Raw genomic sequence first — 16986 nt, 5'->3', positions numbered from 1 at the left:
GTTTGTAATCAGGGCGCGCCCGGCTCGACGATCACCTCCAGGGGGAAGCGCCGTCCCTTTCGGTAATCCAGTATGCAGTCAAGCACCATGGGACTTCGAAGCCGGTCGCCAAGGTCCCGGATCTGCTCCAGGGTCAGCCAGTGGGCTGCAATGATGCCTTCATCGAGCTGCTCACTGACCTGTTTCAGCGCCGTGGCAGCGAAACAGAAACGGAAATAGGTTCGCCCGTTGGCCGGGGCGATATACCGGTACATGCCCAGAAAGGCATGGGGCTCCACCTCCCAGCCGGTTTCTTCAAGGGCTTCACGGCGGGCGGCGTCGATGACCGTTTCTCCTTCCTCGATATGGCCGGCCGGCTGGTTGAATACAACCTTGCCCTCACTGTGCTCTTCGACCAGCAGGTAGCGACCCCGGGTATCCTCCACAATAACGGCGACGGTGGCATGGGGCTTCCAGGTCATGGGGTGTCCTTATCTCGGTTTGCGTTGGTGTCGGTGGCGAGAACTGTGACGCCCTTGCCCAGGTGGGCCAGGGCGTTTACCGGCCGCCGACACTGGCAGGTGAACGGTCTGAACCTGGTACTGGCCGGGTGCCAGACCATCTAGCGTCCACTCACCGATACGCCAGCGTACCAGGCGCAGTGTAGGAAAGCCGGTGGCGGCAGTCATCCGGCGTACCTGGCGATTGCGGCCTTCAGTCAGGGTGAGTTCGAGCCAGGAGGTGGGGATTGCGGCGCGCTCCCGGACGGGTGGATTCCGGGGCCAGAGGCTGGGCGCATCGATACGGCGGGCATCAGCGGGTCGGGTTGGTCCGTCCTTCAGCTCAAGACCCTGCCGAAGCCGGTGAAGCGCCTCGTCAGTCAGTTCGCCCTCCACCTGAACCAGGTAGGTTTTACTCATCTTCTGACGGGGGGAGGCAATACGGTGCTGCAGCGGGCCGTTGTCGGTCAGCAACACCAGCCCTTCCGAGTCATAGTCCAGTCGGCCGGCAGGGTAGACGCCGGGCTCCTTGACGTAGTCAGCCAGGGTGCTGCGCCCCTGTTCGTCACTGAACTGGCAGAGGGTATGGAAGGGCTTGTTCAGCAAGATCAGGGTAACCATCCCGACATGTTAACAGAGTCGTTAACACGCGGGGATGGCCCTGTTCATTGGTTGCAACGGGTTTTACAACTATCTAGCCGTTGACCATGCGAATCACATTGTTCCGCGGTTGCACCTGAGCCGCCTGCTCATCGGTCTCTGCTCCCTGGCTGGCCGCGGGTGACTCGGGGACGATATTGACGGCGTGAACGCCCTTGTCACTGGGTTTCTTGTCAAAGGTTACTGGTTGTCCGGCTTTCAGGGTTTTATACCCTTCCATCTGTACCGAGGAGAAATGTGCAAACAGGTCATCACTGCAGCCCTCTTCGATAATGAAGCCATAACCCTTGGCGTTATTGAACCATTTTACCTTGCCCCTAGGCATGATGAACTCCCTTGTCCGGTCATTATCTGTCGTAATCAACGGCGCCTTGAGGCCGCTTTTTTTACGGCGTTTTACACAATTTTACATTGCAGGATCCACTTTTGATCAATCGCCGGCGGGAGTCAATACCAAACTTGCGGAAATCATTGATCGTCCACATTACGTCATGTTCAGGTCGTTTCCGGGGGCAGCCGCAATGAGCAGTTTCAGGGACTTATTCTACCCGGGGGTATAACCGGGTATTTTTAGAAAGCAGTTGATCTAATCCCCCGCTGGACCCATATATCACGGCAGGGAGCTGGCCAGTTTGTCGATCGGCTTTCAGCGCGCGCTCCACACCGATCGGGGGTGGCGAATGGCACGGGGAGTCTGCGGTACGGACACTTCGTGTCGCGGCTGTTTTGGCGAGGGCCGAGAAGGTATCATGGCAGGCTGAACCCGCGGCGGGTTTTGCGGTCGAAGGTGTGGTTGTCGAAGAATTCTGCTCCATGCCCGGACGTCCTGCAGCCAGCCACTCAAGAAGGGCCAGGCAACTGCCGCCAGGCTTGAAAACCCGCCTGCGGACATCCATCTTATGTCACAGAAACCGACATCCGGTAAGAGAATCATGCGGACACTGAGAAATTCTCTACTAATATTGAGTCAGGGGGATCACGACGGCCAGGACAAACCCGGTCGGGAAGACGGCGTCAGTGTGGCGCCAGAGAAACCGGCCCTGAAGCGCCCGGCCCGATATCAGGTGCTACTCCTGAACGATGACTACACACCCATGGATTTTGTCGTGGATGTGTTGATGAAGTTCTTCGGAATGAACGAAGAAAAGGCGACGCAGGTGATGCTGCTCGTCCATACGCAGGGAAAGGCCGTATGTGGGGTGTATACCCGAGACATCGCGGAAACGAAGGCAGCGCAGGTGAATCAGTATTCCTCGGAGTGCGAACACCCGCTGCTATGCGAGATTCAACGTGCGGACTGAACGACCTAGGTGGGGTGGCCCATGCTGAGCAAAGATCTTGAAATTACGCTGAATGCCGCTTTCCGGAATGCCCGTGACAAGCGTCATGAGTTCATGACGGTTGAGCACCTGCTGCTGGCATTGCTGGATAACGACTCAGCGGTGGGCGTCCTCAAAGCCTGCGGGGCGGACCTGCAGCGACTCCAGGATGAGCTTACCGAGTTTGTCGATTCGACAACGCCGCTGATCCCCGGCAGTGACAGTGAGCGGGAAACCCAGCCGACCCTGGGTTTCCAGCGGGTCCTGCAGCGGGCGGTGTTCCATGTACAATCTTCCGGCAAGAAGGAGGTCACCGGGGCTAACGTACTGGTTGCCATTTTCAGTGAGCAGGAGAGCCAGGCGGTTTACCTGCTGAAAAAGCAGAACATCGCGCGGATTGACGTGGTGAACTTTGTTTCCCACGGGATTTCCCGGGTGCAGGGTGCTGAGGACCAGGAGGCACCGGATGCTGCGGCCCAGGAAGAGGCGGCTGAGGAGGGCTCATCCAATCGCCCGCTGGAAGCCTATGCCAGCAACCTCAACGAACAGGCGCGCCAGGGCCGTATCGACCCGTTGATTGGCCGTGAACACGAGGTCGAGCGGGTTGTGCAGATCCTCGTGCGCCGCCGCAAGAACAATCCGCTGCTGGTGGGTGAGGCCGGGGTGGGCAAGACTGCCATCGCCGAAGGCCTGGCAAAGCGTATCGTTGACGGCCAGGTGCCCGAAATCATTTCTGATGCCGTGGTTTACTCCCTGGATCTGGGCGCGCTGCTGGCGGGCACCAAGTACCGGGGGGATTTTGAAAAGCGTCTCAAGGGTCTGCTGGCGGAACTGAAGAAAGAGAAGCGGGCGATCCTGTTTATAGACGAGATCCACACCATTATCGGTGCCGGTTCCGCGTCGGGCGGTGTGATGGATGCATCCAACCTGCTCAAGCCCATGCTCGGCTCCGGGGAGATCCGTTGTATTGGCTCTACTACCTTCTCCGAGTTCCGTGGCATTTTCGAGAAAGACAGCGCACTCGCGCGGCGCTTCCAGAAGATTGATGTCAACGAGCCCAGTGTCGAGGACACCTACCAGATCCTGAAAGGGCTCAAGCCCCACTTCGAGAAGCACCACGACCTCAAGTACACGGACAAGGCGCTGAGGGTCGCGGCGGAGCTGGCGGACCGGTATATCTCCGACCGGCACCTGCCGGACAAGGCCATCGATGTGATCGACGAAGCGGGTGCACGTCAGCGATTGCTGCCGGAAGCCAAGCGTCGCAAGGTGATCGGTGTCTCCGCCATCGAAGACGTGGTGGCGACCATTGCCCGTATCCCGCCGAAGAGTGTCTCCAGCAGCGACAAGGACCTGCTGCGCAACATGGAGCGGGACCTGAAGATGACCGTGTTCGGCCAGGACACGGCCATCGAGTCGCTGTCCAACGCCATCAAGCTGGCACGGGCAGGACTGAAGGCGCCGGAGAAGCCGGAGGGTGCGTTCCTGTTTGCCGGTCCCACCGGTGTGGGTAAGACAGAGGTGACCCGTCAGCTGGCCAAGGTGCTGGGTATCGAGCTGGTTCGGTTCGACATGTCCGAGTACATGGAGCGTCACACCGTATCCAGGTTGATTGGCGCGCCCCCCGGCTATGTCGGCTTCGATCAGGGCGGTCTGCTCACCGAGGCGGTGAACAAACACCCCCACTGTGTGCTGTTGCTCGATGAGATCGAGAAGGCCCACCCGGAGGTGTTCAACCTGCTGTTGCAGGTCATGGACCACGGTACCCTGACCGATAACAATGGCCGGAAGGCGGACTTCCGCCATGTCATCCTGGTGATGACCACCAACGCCGGCGCGGAGGATATCAGCCGTCGCTCCATCGGCTTCCAGGAGCAGGATCACAGCACCGATGGCATGGAGGTGATCAACAAGATGTTTACGCCGGAGTTCCGCAACCGCCTGGATTCCATTATCCAGTTTGGTGGCCTGGCCCCGGAAATCATCACCCATGTGGTGGACAAGTTCCTTACCGAACTCCAGGCCCAGCTCGACGAGAAGCACGTGGTACTCCATGTGGACGACGAAGCCAAGCTCTGGCTGGCGGAGAAGGGCTATGATCCCACCATGGGGGCTCGCCCCATGGGACGTCTGATCCAGGACAAGATCAAGCGGCCGCTGGCCGAGCAGATACTGTTTGGCGCCTTGTCAGAAAATGGCGGCGAGGTGAACGTCCACCTCAAGGATGGGGAGCTGGTGTTCGAATACGAGAATGAACCGGCCGAAGCTGTGTAGCGGTCGCGAATCTGCCAGCCGCAACGAAGAAAGCCCCGCCAAGGCGGGGCTTTCTTTTTGCGCAGATGTCAGGCCGCAGTGTGCAGACCCGGCATGGCGGCAATCAACGGGCGCGGTAAACGATGCGGCCCTTGCTCAGGTCGTAGGGAGTCAGCTCGACCTTCACCTTGTCGCCAGTGAGGATGCGGATATAGTTCTTGCGCATCTTGCCGGAGATGTGGGCCGTAACAACGTGACCGTTGCTCAGCTCGACACGGAACATGGTATTCGGAAGGGTGTCTACAATAACGCCTTCCATTTCAATGACATCTGATTTCGCCATTCAGTAAGAACCTCGCTTGATTGGGTTTCCCTGATTCCGGAATGGCGCAATTCTGCCTCATTTGCGCGCCTTTGGCAAAAAATGCGGGTAATTTGCAGAAATGCAAGGGGCGAAGATGCCGTGCCGGGCAGGGTTTTATCGGTCCCGGGTGTTCGGGTCAAATGCCTGCCAGGTACCGTCCAGCAAGGCCTCTATGGGTCGGAAACGGGTTTTGTAGTTCATTTTACGGCTTTCGGAAATCCAGTACCCGAGATAGACCCAGGGCAGCCCCCGTTCACGGGCTTCCTGTACCTGCCAAAGGATCGCAAGGGTTCCCAGGCTACGATCGTCATAGTCGGGATGGAATATGGTATAGATTGCCGAGAGTCCATCATCCAGTACATCGACTACGGCCAACCCGATCAGCTCGTCATCCAGGGTGATTTCCAGGAACCAGCTATCGGTTGCGCCTTCAACAAGGAAGGACTGGAACTGATCGCGCGAGGGTGGGTACATGTCACCATCGGCGTGGCGTTCGTTAATATAGTGGGCGTAGAGCTGGTAATAGCGCTCGGAGAACCGGGCCGGAACCAGGCGGAAGGTGACGTCCTGGTTACGCTTCCAGACCCGGCGCTGGGAGCGGTCAGGGCGAAACGCGCGGGTATCCAGGCGCACAGGTACGCACGCGTTGCAGTGCTCGCAGTGGGGCCGGTAGTAATGTGACCCGCTGCGGCGAAAACCCAGCGCTGTCAGTTGGGAGTACAGGCGCTTGTCGACCCGGGCCCTCGGGTCCACGAACATGGTGGTGGCATCCCGGTCCGGCAGGTAACTACAGCTGTGAGCCGGTGTCGCGAAGAATACCAGCGTTCTCAGGCTGCTCATGCGGGAGTCTCCGGAGGTCTGCCTCGCCAGGTCCAGTCCAGTTGCCACTGCGCCTGTTGCGGAGGCCGGTCGATGTTTGCTTCCAGTATAGATAAGAAATCCGTGCGGGGGATAATACTGGCCCCCATGCGCACCAGGTGGGGGCTTTCTACCTGGCAGTCCATTATCTGGTAGCCCCCCTTTTGCAGCTGGCCACACAGGTGCACCAAGATGGTCTTGGAGGCGTTGGTTTCCAGGGAAAACATGGATTCACCGAAAAAGCAGCGGCCGATAGCGAGTCCATAGAGACCGCCCACCAGGTCCCCTCGACGGTTCCAGGCCTCTATGGAATGGGCATGGCCTTGCCGGTGCAGTTCGACATAGGCCTGCTCCATGTCATCGGTAATCCAGGTACCTTCCGGGCGGGTAGAGCCGCACAGGTGAACCACGCGTCGAAAGGCCAGGTCAGTGGTGATCCTGAACTGCTCCCGGTTCAGGGTGCGGCGCAGGCTTCGGGAGACATGGATTTCAGTGGGGAAAATGACACAGCGCGGATCGGGCGACCACCAGAGAATAGGCTGGTCGTCGCTGAACCATGGAAAGATCCCGTGGCGATAGGCATAGAGCAATCGGTCAGGCGACAGGTCGCCTCCCAGGGCGAGCAAGCCGTCGGGCTCTTCCAGGGCTTCGTCTGCCGGAGGGAACCACAGGTATTCCGGATCAAGCCAGGGCAGGGCGCTCATGGTATCCGCTTCCTGTTACACACCCCGGCCGGGCCGGGGTGGTCTGTTGTCTGGCATCAGCCTTGCTGGTCCAGGAACTTCTCGGCGTCCAGGGCCGCCATGCAGCCAAAACCGGCTGAGGTCACTGCCTGGCGGTATACGTGGTCTGCTACGTCACCCGCTGCAAAGACGCCGGGAACGCTGGCCTGGGTGGCCATGCCTTCAAGCCCGCTGCGGATGCGGATGTAACCGCCTTCCATTTCCAGCTGGCCTTCGAACAGGTCGGTGTTGGGGCGGTGACCAATAGCGATGAATACGCCGGCAAGATCCAGCTCACGGGTACTGTCATCCTCGGTACTGCGGATGCGCATGCCGGTCACGCCTGTGCCATCGCCGAGTACCTCGTCCAGCGTATGGTTCCAGACGATGTTGACGTTGCCGTTCTCGGCTTTTTCGAACAGCTTGTCCTGCAGGATCTTCTCGGCCCGCAACTGGTCACGACGATGAACCAGGGTTACCTCGTCGGCAATATTGGACAGGTACAGGGCTTCCTCAACGGCGGTGTTTCCACCCCCGATGACGGCGACCTTCTGCTTCTTGTAGAAAAAACCGTCACAGGTAGCACAGGCGGATACGCCCTGGCCCTTGAATTTCTCTTCCGACTCCAGGCCCAGGTACATGGCGGACGCACCGGTGGCAATAATCAGGGCATCACAGGTGTATTCGCCGCTGTCACCCTTGAGGCGGAATGGGCGGTTGCGAAGGTCGGCTTCATTGATGGTGTCGTAGACGATGCTGGTCTCGAAACGCTCGGCATGCTTCAGCATGCGCTGCATCAGCTCAGGACCCTGAACGCCGTCGTTATCTCCCGGCCAGTTATCCACATCGGTGGTGGTTGTCAGTTGGCCGCCTACCTCAATACCGGTAATCAGGGTCGGGTTAAGGTTGGCGCGGGCCGCGTAAACAGCGGCGGTGTAACCGGCGGGGCCGGAGCCGAGGATAATCAGTCGGGAATGTTTGCTGTCGGTCATTGCTCGTCTCTTGAAGTTCGGGGCAACGGTCGATGGCGTTGCCGGATTACCGTCATTATGAGTATCGGGGCGAATCGCTGTCTATCAAGGGAGCAGCTATACGGAAACGCCAGGTAGAATCAGTCGCATGGTTTGGCACAGGAGCATACCAAGTCCTTAACCGAACGCGAATTTGATTGCTGTAATTTCGGTTATTGAATGTCGCTATACGGCAAACTCAGGTGCGCCCGATTACGGGAACCTGTTCCAGGAGTTGCCGCACCCGCTGCTCACCTTTGCCGCTGTCGCCCTGCTCCAGGCGGTGGCCGGCAATGGCCGGCAAAACGGCCTGGACATCATCGGGCAGCACGTGATGGCGGCCTTGCATCAGGGCCCAGGCCCTGGCAGCCCGTGCCAGCCCAAGACCTGCCCTGGGGGAAAGGCCGTAGACCAGCCCTGGCATGCGGCGGCTGGCCTCAAGCAGGTTCTGGATATAATCCAGCAGCGCAGGGCTGGTGCTCACTCGCGCCACGCCCTGTTGCAGGGTTGCCAGGTCCTCCGGGGTGAACATGGTGCGCAGGCGCTCTGTCATCTGGCGGCGGTCTTCACCTTCGAGTAACTCGCGTTCGGCCTTCGGATCCGGGTAGCCCAGCCGCAGGCGCATCAGGAACCTGTCCAGTTGGGATTCTGGCAGGGGGTAGGTGCCGCCCTGTTCCACCGGGTTCTGGGTGGCAATCACGAAGAATGGCCAGGGCAGCGGACGGGTCTCCCCTTCGATGGAGACCTGCCTCTCCTCCATGGCTTCGAGCAGGGCACTCTGGGTTCTGGGTGAGGCCCGGTTGACCTCGTCGGCCAGGACCACCTGGGCGAAGATCGGTCCCTGATGGAACACCAGGGACCCGGCTTCCCGGTCGTACATGGAGAAGCCCAGGACATCCGCCGGCAACAGGTCATTGGTAAACTGGATGCGCTGATAGCTCAGCCCCATGACTTTCGCCAGGGCATGGGACATGGTGGTCTTGCCCATGCCCGGAATATCCTCGATCAACAGGTGTCCGCGCGCCAAAAGTCCGCACAGGGCCAGGCGAATCTGCGGCTCCTTGCCGAGGACGATATGATTGAGCTCGGTGACCGCGGCATCGATCAGTTTCTTCATGGGCTTCTCAGTGTTGTGGCTTCAGTCCCGGACCCGCTTGAGCAGATCGCCGTAGGCGTCGATCCGACGATCCCTGAAATACGGCCAGATACGCCGGATGGACTCGCTCCGCTGGCGATCGATATCCGCAAAGAGAATGGTTTCCTGCGCTTCATCGGCCCGTGCCAGGAATTCCCCCTGGGGGCCACAGATAAAGCTGTTACCCCAGAAGCGGATACCCGTTCCCTGGCCTGTCGGGTCCGCTTCGGTACCAATACGGTTGGGCGCGATAACCGGGAGGTTATTGGCGACGGCGTGGCCGCGCTGAACGGTTACCCAGGCGTCCAGCTGACGGGCCTGTTCGTCCGGCTCGTCAGTGGTGTCCCAGCCGATGGCTGTGGGATAGATGAGTATCTCTGCCCCGGCCAGGGCCATCAGGCGGGCAGCCTCCGGATACCACTGGTCCCAGCATACCAGGAGGCCAAGGCGGCCAACGGAGGTATCGATGGGTGTGAAGCCGCTTTGCCCTTCATTGAAGGTGGCGTCGCCCGGCGTAAAGTAGAACTTTTCGTAGAAACCCGGATCGTCCGGGATATGCATCTTGCGGTACAGGCCTGCAAGGGAACCGTCGGACTCCAGTACCACGGCGGTGTTGTGGTAAACGCCGTTCATTCGCCGCTCAAAGACCGAGCCCACCAGCACGATACCCAGTTCACGGGCCAGGCCTGCAAGGCGCTCGGTTGTGGGGCCGGGTATGGGCTCGGCCAGGTCAAACGTGGCCGTGTCCTCGGTCTGACAAAAATACAGGGTGGCGTGGAGCTCCTGCAGTATGACCAGCCGCGCACCCCCTGCCGCCGCTTCGCGGACCAGGCGTTCGGTGGTGGCTAGGCTGGCGTCCTTGTCGCTGGAACAGGCCTGCTGGATGGCTGCAACCCTGAGCTGTCCATGACTCATAGCTCAACGACTCCGGCGGGCAACTGCATGGTGACGCAATGCAGGCTGCCGTGTTGCTCGATCAGTGGGCGACAGGGGATCGGTATGATTTCACGGTCAGGGAAGATTTCCCGGAACGTGATCAGCGCCGCCTCGTCCTGGGGCACGTCATACACGGGCAACAGTACGGCATCATTGATGATCAGGAAGTTCGCATAGGTGGCCGGCAGCCGCTGGCCTTCGTCGTCGACTATGGCGTCTGGCCACGGCAGGGGGGTGAGCCGATAGGGCGTACCGTCGGTCTGGCGGAATTCCCGAAGCGCTTCTTCCATGGTGCTGAGGGCCGGGTAATGTTCATCCTCCGGGTCTTCGCAGCGCACGAAGCAGATGTGGTCCCGGCTGACGAAGCGGGCCAGGGTGTCGATATGGCTGTCGGTGTCGTCCCCGGCCAGGTAACCATGGTTCAGCCAGAGTACGCGTTCTGCGCCCAGCGTTTCTCCCAGCAGTGCTTCGATCGCCGCACGGTCGTAATCCGGGTTCCGGGTCGGGGTCATCAAGCATTCGCTGGTAACGAGCAGAGTACCCTCACCGTCGGACTCGATGGAGCCTCCCTCCAACACGAAGTCCACTTTATCCAGTGGTGTATCACCGAAGCAGCCCGCAGTGGCAAGGTGCTGGTTAAGGGCGTTGTCTTTCTCCCAGGGGAACTTTCCGCCCCAGGCATTGAAGCGAAAGTCCAGCAACCGGGTGCCTTCAGGCGTCGTGACAGAAATCGGGCCATGGTCCCTTGCCCAGGTGTCGTTCGCGGGTGCGGCAACGCAATGGGCTCGTCCGGGCAGGTTGTTGTCCCGGGCCCACTGGTTGAGCTCCCGGTCCAGTTGCTCGGCACGGAACACATGCTCGCAGCTGATGAGCAAGTGCTGGAAACGGAGGATCGCCCGGGCTATGGCCAGGAACACCGGTTCCACCCTGTCCATGCTATGGAACCAGTCGGTGCCGGGGTGGGGCCAGGTCAGCATGACGGCACTCTGGGGTGCCCATTCGGCAGGCATCGCGCGTGTCGAAGTCAAAATTACAACCATCCTGTCAGTGGTTCAGGGGCAGGAACCGCCAGCCGGCAGTTACCGCGGGGAAGGGCTGCATTCTACCGGTTTGAAGCAGGCCCGTCACAGCCCCGGCTCAGTGATTGTGTCGTGCGACGGCGTGAATTACGTGGCTGTATTCGAAATACACCACGAAATCGTCGTAGTGCCACTGGGAAATGGGCGGGTCGCCCACTGGTCCGGATGTGCTGACCGGGTCGCCGAACCGCTGCCTGACGCCTTCGCGGGACTGGCCGGTCTGGGGCAGGGCCAGGGTGCCCCGGTCTCCCTGGGACATTACTGGCACCTTGATCTGCTCGGCCTGGGCGGGCAAGGACAGAACCGCGCCCATGGCGGCAAGCACCAGGCTCGCAGCAAAGGCCGTGGATATCAGTTTGTTCATGGTCAGCTCTCCTGAAACTTCTGTAATTTCCGGGCCCATTATTGCGGCCGGGCATCGCCCTGTCTCTGGCGAATCTGCCACCGCATGACGTGTTTCGCAATCTGCTGGCGGTCGGCGTCGGATATGTCCGTGAAGGTGGTATGAATTTCCTCCAGATGCGCATCTTCGCTGGCTGTGGCGGGGGAAACCTCGACCACTTCGGCCCGGGCCTGTGGACGGTAGAGTTCCGGTGGCAGGGTCAGCCTCAAGGCAAGTGGCGTGCCGACAGCGAGCTCACCACGGGGTGCCAGAAAGCTTACGCCGCCTTCACTGAGGGTCACATTACGCCAGTGTTCCGGTTGCAACGGATTTTGCTCAAAGGCCATAATGCGCGCGAGCGTATCGACCTTGCCGTTCAGGGACTTGAGCAGGGCTGCCGTTAACCGGTCACGCTCTGCCAGCAGCGGAAGCTGATTGCGAAACTCCAGGTCCAGGCGTTTCAGTTCTGACTTCAGCCCGTCCAGGTGGTCTTCCTGGAAAGGATTTGTCGAGCCATGGCCCTCTGCCGCCAGCGGGTGGTACTCCAGGCCGATCCGGTCCTGGATACGAAAGAAATCGCGCCGGTCTGGGTTTTGCGGGTCCGGGTTCATCAGGGCTCCACAGCGGGTATTTGTTGTAAGGGCTGCCGTGCCGGGCAAACCTGGCGCCTTGCCAGCCTCGATCCGGAGCAGGGTTTCCGGCAGAATAGCCGTTTTTTGAACAGTTTAGCAGCTTCCCGGTGGCAAGGCAGTCGGGAGCATCCGATTCGACTTCCGGTAGTGACAGGCGACCTGTATGTTCCGACCCCTCTCGTTCTATATCGGCCTGCGATACACCGCAGCCAAGCGACGAAACCATTTCATCTCTTTTATTTCCCTGACCTCGATGATCGGCCTCATGCTGGGGGTTGCCGTGCTTATCATTGTGCTCTCGGTCATGAACGGGTTTGACCGGGAGCTCAAGGAAAAAGTGCTGGGCATGGTGCCCCACGCGGTCGTCAAGGGCGACCCCTACCTCGCCGACTGGGAATCCATTGACCAGAAGGTTGCCGAGCACCCCCGGGTACTGGCCGCCGCCCCCTTTATCGAGGGGCAGGGTATGGTGACCGGTGGTGGTAATGTTCGTGGAGTGCTGATCAAGGGAATCATTCCTGAGCAGGAGGATACCGTCTCCATTATCGCCAGTCAGATGATCGAGGGTAGCCTGGGCAGCCTTCAATCCGGGGATTTCGGTATCATCGTTGGCCAGCCGCTGGCGGCGAGCCTCCGTTTACAGGTGGGGGACAAACTGACGGTGGTGCTGCCGGAAGCGTCTGTCAGCCCTGCTGGTGTGATGCCAAGGCTGAAGCGCTTTACGGTCGCGGGTATCTTCAGTACCGGCGCCGAGCTGGATGGCAACTACACACTGATCCACATGGATGATGCCGGTAAGCTGATGCGAACCGGCGGCCTGGCAGAAGGTGTCCGCCTGCTGGTGGATGACCTGTTTGCTGCACCGGCGGTGGTGGAGGAAGCCGCCCTCAGTCTTGGCGGCCGGTATTATATCTCTGACTGGACGCGAACCCACGGCAGCCTGTTCAGTGCGATACAGATGGAGAAGACGATTATTGGCCTGCTGCTGATGTTTATTGTCGCGGTAGCGGCGTTCAACATTGTTTCTACGCTGGTGATGGTGGTTACGGACAAAACCGGTGATATCGCCATTCTGCGCACCATGGGGGCAACCCCGGGACGTATCATGCGCATTTTCATGATCCAGGGCGCGATTATCGGGGTGTTCGGGACCCTGGTGGGTACCGGGCTTGGCATTCTCGGTGCGCTGTATATCAGCGACCTGATCAGCGGACTGGAGAACCTGCTCAATCACCAGTTCCTCAACGCCGATGTCTATTTCATCAGTTACCTGCCGTCTGATCTGCAGTGGCCGGATGTGGCGATTATCAGCAGTGCCGGCCTCGCCATGAGCCTGCTTGCGACGATCTACCCGGCCTGGCGGGCATCCCGGGTCGATCCGGCGGAGGCCCTGCGCTATGAATAAGGACCATGTCATGGAAGCCGGCAAACCCCCGGTGATCGAGTGCCACAACCTGACCCGCACCTACAAAGAGGGGCCGGTCACACTGACCATATTTTCCGATATCTCCCTGACCGTGAGTGCCGGGGAAACCGTCGCTATCGTTGGCAGCAGTGGCGCTGGCAAGACGACCCTGCTGAATCTTCTGGGCGGCCTGGATAGGCCATCCACCGGGGATATCAGCATCTGCCGTGAGCAGATCCACCGGATGGGCGAGGCCCGCCGGGCCCGGTTCCGTAACCAGCATCTGGGGTTTGTTTACCAGTTCCACCACCTGCTGCCGGAATTCTCGGCCCGGGAGAACGTTATGCTGGCGTGCACCCTCGGCGGGATGTCGGTACAGAAGGCTGGCCAGAAGGCCGATGCCATGCTGGCCCAGGTGGGACTGGCCGAGCGCCTGGATCACAAGCCCGGTGAGCTATCGGGTGGCGAGCGTCAGCGGGTAGCCATTGCCCGGGCGCTGGTGAACGAACCGGAATGTGTGCTGATGGATGAGCCCACCGGCAACCTGGACGAACAGACCGGCGAGAGTGTTCAGCGGTTAATCGAGGGACTGCGGGACCGGCTCGGTATTGCCTTCGTGGTGGTGACCCATGATATGGGCATGGCCAGGAGCCTGGGACGAGTGCTGAAGCTGGAGCAGGGCAGGCTCCACCCTGTTCCGGTCCAGGGACACTAGGGATACCAGGAGTCTGCGGGACTTTCTGCCGCGCAGACTCCTAGCGCACAGGTTCCTGGCGACGCTCCCGCCAGTCCTTGCGAACCTTGCGCCGCCACAGGTACTGGATGACCAGGTAGCTGACGCACCCTGACACAGTGGCGACAGCGACAGATCCGATGTAAAGCGGGATGCCGATTTCCACGATACGCTCACTGAGCCAGTGCCAGGACAGCTGGAACTCGAAGGTAATCACCGGTTTGTTGAGCAGCATCGCGCCAAGTTTGTAATTGAAGTAGAAGATCGGTGGCATGGTGAGCGGATTGCTGATCCATACCAGGGCGACGGATAGCGGCAGGTTGGCGTTGAGCATGACCGCTCCGAAGGCCGCCGCCAGCATCTGGAACGGCATCGGAATGAATGCCAGGAAAACTCCGACCAGGAAGGCACGTGCGACACTGTGGCGGTTGATATGCCACAGGTTGGGCTCATGGACAATATCCCCGAGAAAGCGCAGCGACTCGATAGAGCGCACTTTCTCCGGTGACGGGATATAGCGTTTCATGAACTTCTTCGGCATATCGAAGAAAAGCCTGTTTGCCGAGGCTGTCCGGGAACTGTGACCCGGGCCCGCGTGCCTGCTTGACTGGACACACAAGGCGCAGGAAAGCACCTTGTCTGGATAGGGACGGTCCGACTGATGGGAACAGGGATCGCCGCCTTTGCCTGCGGCGTCATCATACTTTACTCGGGGCTTTTCACGCCACTATGGGCACTGGTATCCGCCGGCCTGGTGCTGGTAGTGATTACCGTAAGCCGCAGGTGGCTGGTGCCCGGGCCAAGGCTGCTGGTATTCAGTGTGCTGGCCGGGCTGGTGTGGGCAGCCCTGTTTGCGCAATGGCGACTTGCTGACCGGCTCGATCCGTCCCTGGAAGGCAGGCCCCTCACGGTATCAGGTTTTCTTTGTTCAGCGCCGGCACCCGGAGCCTGGGGCAGTGTTCGCTTCAGCCTCTGTGTCGACGGTGAACGCCCCCCGGGTGTCCCTGGCCGCCTGCGCCTGGCCTGGTATGGCGATGGTGCGACGCTGGCACTGCCGAGCCCGTTGACCACTACTGTTATCCTGAAACGCCCCCATGGCGCCGTTAACCCGGGCGGCTTTCGCTATGAGACCTGGTTATTCCGCAAGGGCTACGGCGCCACTGGCTCCGTCCGCGCGCTGGAAGCAAACCCCGCAGGCGCATGTGGGCCTGTCTGTCGTTATCATCGCTGGCGCCAGGCGCTCGTTGCCGCAGCCAATGCTGCCCTTGAGGGTACAGAGCACAAGGCGCTGGCGCTTTCTTTGTTGCTGGGCTACCGGGGGCAGCTAGATAACAGCCACTGGAGCGTGCTGGAGGCCACCGGTACCATTCACCTGGTGGCTATTTCGGGGCTCCATCTCGGGCTGGTAGCAGGCATCGCCGGCTTGCTGTTGCGCTGGCTCTCCGGCCGGCTACCGCAGCCACAAATGACCGCCCGGCAGCAACGTTTCAGGACCTGGCTGGTGGTTACCCTGGCGGCTCTGGGCTATGCCCTCCTGGCCGGGTTCACCGTGCCGACCCGACGGGCCCTGGTGATGGTCGCCATTGCAGGATGGCTTTTGCTGGGTGGCCGCATTGCAGGTGCCTGGCAGGGTTGGCTGGCGGCCCTGGGCCTGGTGTTGCTGGCGGATCCATTCGGGCCGCTGGACCAGGGCTTCTGGTTGTCGTTCGGCGCCGTTGCAGTGCTGGTACTTGTGTTCAGCCGGTTGCATGGAAGGCCAGGCCCACTGAAATCGCTGGTCCTGGCCCAGGCTGCGGTATTTGCCGGCCTTTGGCCCGTGCTGTCGATGCTTGACCAGAGTGCCGCCTGGGCTGGATTGGTGGCGAACATCCTTGCGATCCCCTGGCTTTCCTTCCTGGTGATGCCCCTGTTGCTGGTTGTTGGCGCCATCATGCTGGTATCCGGCGGTGTTGTGCCGGAGCCGATCCTGTTGCTGCTGGATTACGTGCTGGGCGCCCTGTGGTGGATGCTGGTCGAGTTGGCGCAACTGGATATGCCCGCCGGGCGATTGCCGGCCTGGCTTGCCTTTACGTTTTCGGTTCTGGTTTTGCTGGCCCTTTGGTGGCCCTGTAACCGTCTACGCCTCGCCAACCTGGCAATGGCCGTGCTGATCTTGCTGGTCAATGCCGCTGGTGCCAGGCCGGGCTGGCAGTCGACACCCGAGGTCTGGATATGGGATGTGGGCCAGGGACTTTCAGTGCTGGTGCGGCATGAAGGCCAAACCCTGCTTTATGATACCGGCCCGGAGTCCGGCTCGGGATACAGCGCCGTGTCGGAGGTGCTGATTCCGTCCCTGGACCGCGTCGGCATCAGCTCAATTGACACCTTAGTGATAAGCCACGGTGACCAGGACCACGCTGGTGGGCTGTCGGCGTTTATGGAAAAGTACCAGCCGCGCCGCATCGTCGCCGGTGAGCCTTCCCGCCTGCCGGGGAGGATGGGCCAGGTCGCAACGGCTTGCCGCAACCACAAGCCATTGCAGGTAGGGCAGGTGACCGTGGGGTTCTGGCAGGCACAGGAAGAATTGGCTGGCAACGACTCCAATGACCAGTCCTGTGTTGTGGTTCTGACATTCCTGGAGCACCAGTTGCTTCTGCCCGGGGATATTTCCCGCAAGGTTGAGCAATACCTGCTGGAGGACTTTCCGGCACTGGTTCACCGGGAGGGTGAGCTAACCCTGGTGGCCCCTCACCATGGCAGCAAGACCTCATCGAGTCCCGGCTTTGTCCGGTCTCTGTCGCCGGAACGGGTTATCTTTACCGCCGGCTATCGCCACCGTTACGGCCACCCCCATGGTGACGTGGTGGCCCGTTACCAGGTTGAGGGCAGTGAGCTTCTGAATACAGCAACCTCGGGGGCCATACGACTTGCGCTGACGCCGGAGGGGGTGAGTACTATGCAGTGGCGGCAGGACGCTCCCTTCTGGATTCGGCCACCAGAACCGCTTTCAAAAGCCGGTAGTGAGTAATCCTTCCCATAC

Annotated in this window: 18 protein-coding genes; 5 read left to right on the top strand and 13 right to left on the bottom strand. The window is 60.4% G+C overall.

Annotation, left to right across the window (positions count from 1 at the left end; all coding sequences use genetic code 11):
- Positions 1-8: 8 nt before the first annotated feature.
- The 3 genes from MLC59_RS08550 to MLC59_RS19915 form a co-directional block, all read right to left on the bottom strand.
- Positions 9-461 carry an NUDIX hydrolase gene (locus MLC59_RS08550; RefSeq protein WP_248233365.1) on the bottom strand — a complete coding sequence of 151 codons (453 nt, stop codon included), beginning with the start codon at positions 459-461 and terminating at the stop codon, positions 9-11.
- A gap of 9 nt (positions 462-470) precedes the next feature.
- A complete protein-coding gene (locus MLC59_RS08545; protein ID WP_248233362.1) occupies positions 471-1100 on the bottom strand; it encodes a pseudouridine synthase in 630 nt (209 codons plus the stop codon).
- 73 nt (positions 1101-1173) lie between these two features.
- Positions 1174-1464 (bottom strand): cold shock domain-containing protein, encoded by a 291-nt coding sequence (locus tag MLC59_RS19915; RefSeq protein ID WP_282450901.1) that lies wholly within the window; start codon positions 1462-1464, stop codon positions 1174-1176.
- 607 nt (positions 1465-2071) lie between these two features.
- On the opposite strand from MLC59_RS19915, the gene clpS reads away from it, so the two are divergent.
- Entirely contained in the window at positions 2072-2440 is a 369-nt protein-coding gene (clpS, locus tag MLC59_RS08535; RefSeq protein ID WP_248233361.1) for an ATP-dependent Clp protease adapter ClpS, read from the top strand.
- Between the two features lie 21 nt (positions 2441-2461).
- Entirely contained in the window at positions 2462-4732 is a 2271-nt protein-coding gene (gene clpA, locus MLC59_RS08530) for an ATP-dependent Clp protease ATP-binding subunit ClpA (protein WP_248233359.1), read from the top strand.
- 103 nt (positions 4733-4835) lie between these two features.
- Here clpA and infA read toward each other — a convergent pair whose 3' ends face one another.
- The 9 genes from infA to MLC59_RS08485 all read right to left on the bottom strand — a co-directional run bounded on the left by infA (position 4836) and on the right by MLC59_RS08485 (position 11808).
- The gene (infA, locus tag MLC59_RS08525; RefSeq protein ID WP_008938619.1) at positions 4836-5054 is read right to left on the bottom strand and encodes a translation initiation factor IF-1; all 219 of its coding nucleotides are present in this window, start codon (positions 5052-5054) and stop codon (positions 4836-4838) included.
- Positions 5055-5189: 135 nt separating this feature from the next.
- Positions 5190-5915 (bottom strand): arginyltransferase, encoded by a 726-nt coding sequence (locus MLC59_RS08520; protein WP_248233357.1) that lies wholly within the window; start codon positions 5913-5915, stop codon positions 5190-5192.
- Positions 5912-6637 carry a leucyl/phenylalanyl-tRNA--protein transferase gene (gene aat / locus MLC59_RS08515; RefSeq protein ID WP_248233355.1) on the bottom strand — a complete coding sequence of 242 codons (726 nt, stop codon included), beginning with the start codon at positions 6635-6637 and terminating at the stop codon, positions 5912-5914. Before aat ends, MLC59_RS08520 begins: the two co-directional genes overlap by 4 nt.
- A gap of 56 nt (positions 6638-6693) precedes the next feature.
- Positions 6694-7647, bottom strand: coding sequence for a thioredoxin-disulfide reductase (gene trxB / locus MLC59_RS08510; protein ID WP_248233354.1), 954 nt, complete (start codon positions 7645-7647; stop codon positions 6694-6696).
- A gap of 217 nt (positions 7648-7864) precedes the next feature.
- Positions 7865-8782 (bottom strand): AAA family ATPase, encoded by a 918-nt coding sequence (locus MLC59_RS08505; RefSeq protein ID WP_248233352.1) that lies wholly within the window; start codon positions 8780-8782, stop codon positions 7865-7867.
- A gap of 21 nt (positions 8783-8803) precedes the next feature.
- Positions 8804-9715 (bottom strand): carbon-nitrogen hydrolase, encoded by a 912-nt coding sequence (locus MLC59_RS08500; protein WP_248233350.1) that lies wholly within the window; start codon positions 9713-9715, stop codon positions 8804-8806.
- The gene (locus MLC59_RS08495) at positions 9712-10746 is read right to left on the bottom strand and encodes an agmatine deiminase family protein (protein WP_282450906.1); all 1035 of its coding nucleotides are present in this window, start codon (positions 10744-10746) and stop codon (positions 9712-9714) included. The genes MLC59_RS08500 and MLC59_RS08495 overlap by 4 nt, the downstream gene beginning before the upstream one ends.
- 127 nt (positions 10747-10873) lie before the next feature.
- Entirely contained in the window at positions 10874-11179 is a 306-nt protein-coding gene (locus MLC59_RS08490) for a hypothetical protein (protein ID WP_248233348.1), read from the bottom strand.
- 38 nt (positions 11180-11217) lie between these two features.
- Positions 11218-11808 carry a PilZ domain-containing protein gene (locus tag MLC59_RS08485; protein WP_248233347.1) on the bottom strand — a complete coding sequence of 197 codons (591 nt, stop codon included), beginning with the start codon at positions 11806-11808 and terminating at the stop codon, positions 11218-11220.
- A gap of 184 nt (positions 11809-11992) precedes the next feature.
- Here MLC59_RS08485 and MLC59_RS08480 point away from each other — a divergent pair, with 184 nt between their 5' ends.
- Positions 11993-13234: a lipoprotein-releasing ABC transporter permease subunit gene (locus MLC59_RS08480; protein ID WP_248233345.1), complete on the top strand. Its 1242-nt coding sequence runs from the start codon at positions 11993-11995 to the stop codon at positions 13232-13234.
- Positions 13227-13949 carry an ABC transporter ATP-binding protein gene (locus MLC59_RS08475; RefSeq protein WP_248233343.1) on the top strand — a complete coding sequence of 241 codons (723 nt, stop codon included), beginning with the start codon at positions 13227-13229 and terminating at the stop codon, positions 13947-13949. The genes MLC59_RS08480 and MLC59_RS08475 overlap by 8 nt, the downstream gene beginning before the upstream one ends.
- A gap of 40 nt (positions 13950-13989) precedes the next feature.
- Here the strand turns inward: MLC59_RS08475 and MLC59_RS08470 are convergent, their stop codons facing one another.
- The gene (locus MLC59_RS08470) at positions 13990-14508 is read right to left on the bottom strand and encodes a DUF2062 domain-containing protein (RefSeq protein ID WP_248233340.1); all 519 of its coding nucleotides are present in this window, start codon (positions 14506-14508) and stop codon (positions 13990-13992) included.
- Between the two features lie 120 nt (positions 14509-14628).
- Here MLC59_RS08470 and MLC59_RS08465 point away from each other — a divergent pair, with 120 nt between their 5' ends.
- Positions 14629-16974 carry a DNA internalization-related competence protein ComEC/Rec2 gene (locus tag MLC59_RS08465; protein ID WP_248233337.1) on the top strand — a complete coding sequence of 782 codons (2346 nt, stop codon included), beginning with the start codon at positions 14629-14631 and terminating at the stop codon, positions 16972-16974.
- The last annotated feature ends 12 nt before the right edge of the window (positions 16975-16986 follow it).

It is taken from the genome of Marinobacter bryozoorum (assembly GCF_023156245.1).
GTDB lineage: Bacteria > Pseudomonadota > Gammaproteobacteria > Pseudomonadales > Oleiphilaceae > Marinobacter > Marinobacter bryozoorum.
Note: the sequence above shows the minus strand (reverse complement) of the source record. Positions and strands in the feature narration are given on the sequence as shown.

Bases quoted from the DNA above. Each gene is read 5' to 3' on its own strand.
- clpA (WP_248233359.1), top strand. From the start codon at position 2,462: ATGCTGAGCAAAGATCTTGAAATTACGCTGAATGCCGCTTTCCGGAAT.
- MLC59_RS08520 (WP_248233357.1), bottom strand. From the start codon at position 5,915: ATGAGCAGCCTGAGAACGCTGGTATTCTTCGCGACACCGGCTCACAGC.
- MLC59_RS08475 (WP_248233343.1), top strand. From the start codon at position 13,227: ATGAATAAGGACCATGTCATGGAAGCCGGCAAACCCCCGGTGATCGAG.
- MLC59_RS08495 (WP_282450906.1), bottom strand. From the start codon at position 10,746: ATGCCTGCCGAATGGGCACCCCAGAGTGCCGTCATGCTGACCTGGCCC.
- MLC59_RS08500 (WP_248233350.1), bottom strand. From the start codon at position 9,715: ATGAGTCATGGACAGCTCAGGGTTGCAGCCATCCAGCAGGCCTGTTCC.
- MLC59_RS08505 (WP_248233352.1), bottom strand. From the start codon at position 8,782: ATGAAGAAACTGATCGATGCCGCGGTCACCGAGCTCAATCATATCGTC.
- infA (WP_008938619.1), bottom strand. From the start codon at position 5,054: ATGGCGAAATCAGATGTCATTGAAATGGAAGGCGTTATTGTAGACACC.
- clpS (WP_248233361.1), top strand. From the start codon at position 2,072: ATGCGGACACTGAGAAATTCTCTACTAATATTGAGTCAGGGGGATCAC.
- MLC59_RS08485 (WP_248233347.1), bottom strand. From the start codon at position 11,808: ATGAACCCGGACCCGCAAAACCCAGACCGGCGCGATTTCTTTCGTATC.
- trxB (WP_248233354.1), bottom strand. From the start codon at position 7,647: ATGACCGACAGCAAACATTCCCGACTGATTATCCTCGGCTCCGGCCCC.
- MLC59_RS08545 (WP_248233362.1), bottom strand. From the start codon at position 1,100: ATGGTTACCCTGATCTTGCTGAACAAGCCCTTCCATACCCTCTGCCAG.
- MLC59_RS08490 (WP_248233348.1), bottom strand. From the start codon at position 11,179: ATGAACAAACTGATATCCACGGCCTTTGCTGCGAGCCTGGTGCTTGCC.
- MLC59_RS08480 (WP_248233345.1), top strand. From the start codon at position 11,993: ATGTTCCGACCCCTCTCGTTCTATATCGGCCTGCGATACACCGCAGCC.
- MLC59_RS08550 (WP_248233365.1), bottom strand. From the start codon at position 461: ATGACCTGGAAGCCCCATGCCACCGTCGCCGTTATTGTGGAGGATACC.
- aat (WP_248233355.1), bottom strand. From the start codon at position 6,637: ATGAGCGCCCTGCCCTGGCTTGATCCGGAATACCTGTGGTTCCCTCCG.
- MLC59_RS08465 (WP_248233337.1), top strand. From the start codon at position 14,629: ATGGGAACAGGGATCGCCGCCTTTGCCTGCGGCGTCATCATACTTTAC.
- MLC59_RS08470 (WP_248233340.1), bottom strand. From the start codon at position 14,508: ATGCCGAAGAAGTTCATGAAACGCTATATCCCGTCACCGGAGAAAGTG.
- MLC59_RS19915 (WP_282450901.1), bottom strand. From the start codon at position 1,464: ATGCCTAGGGGCAAGGTAAAATGGTTCAATAACGCCAAGGGTTATGGC.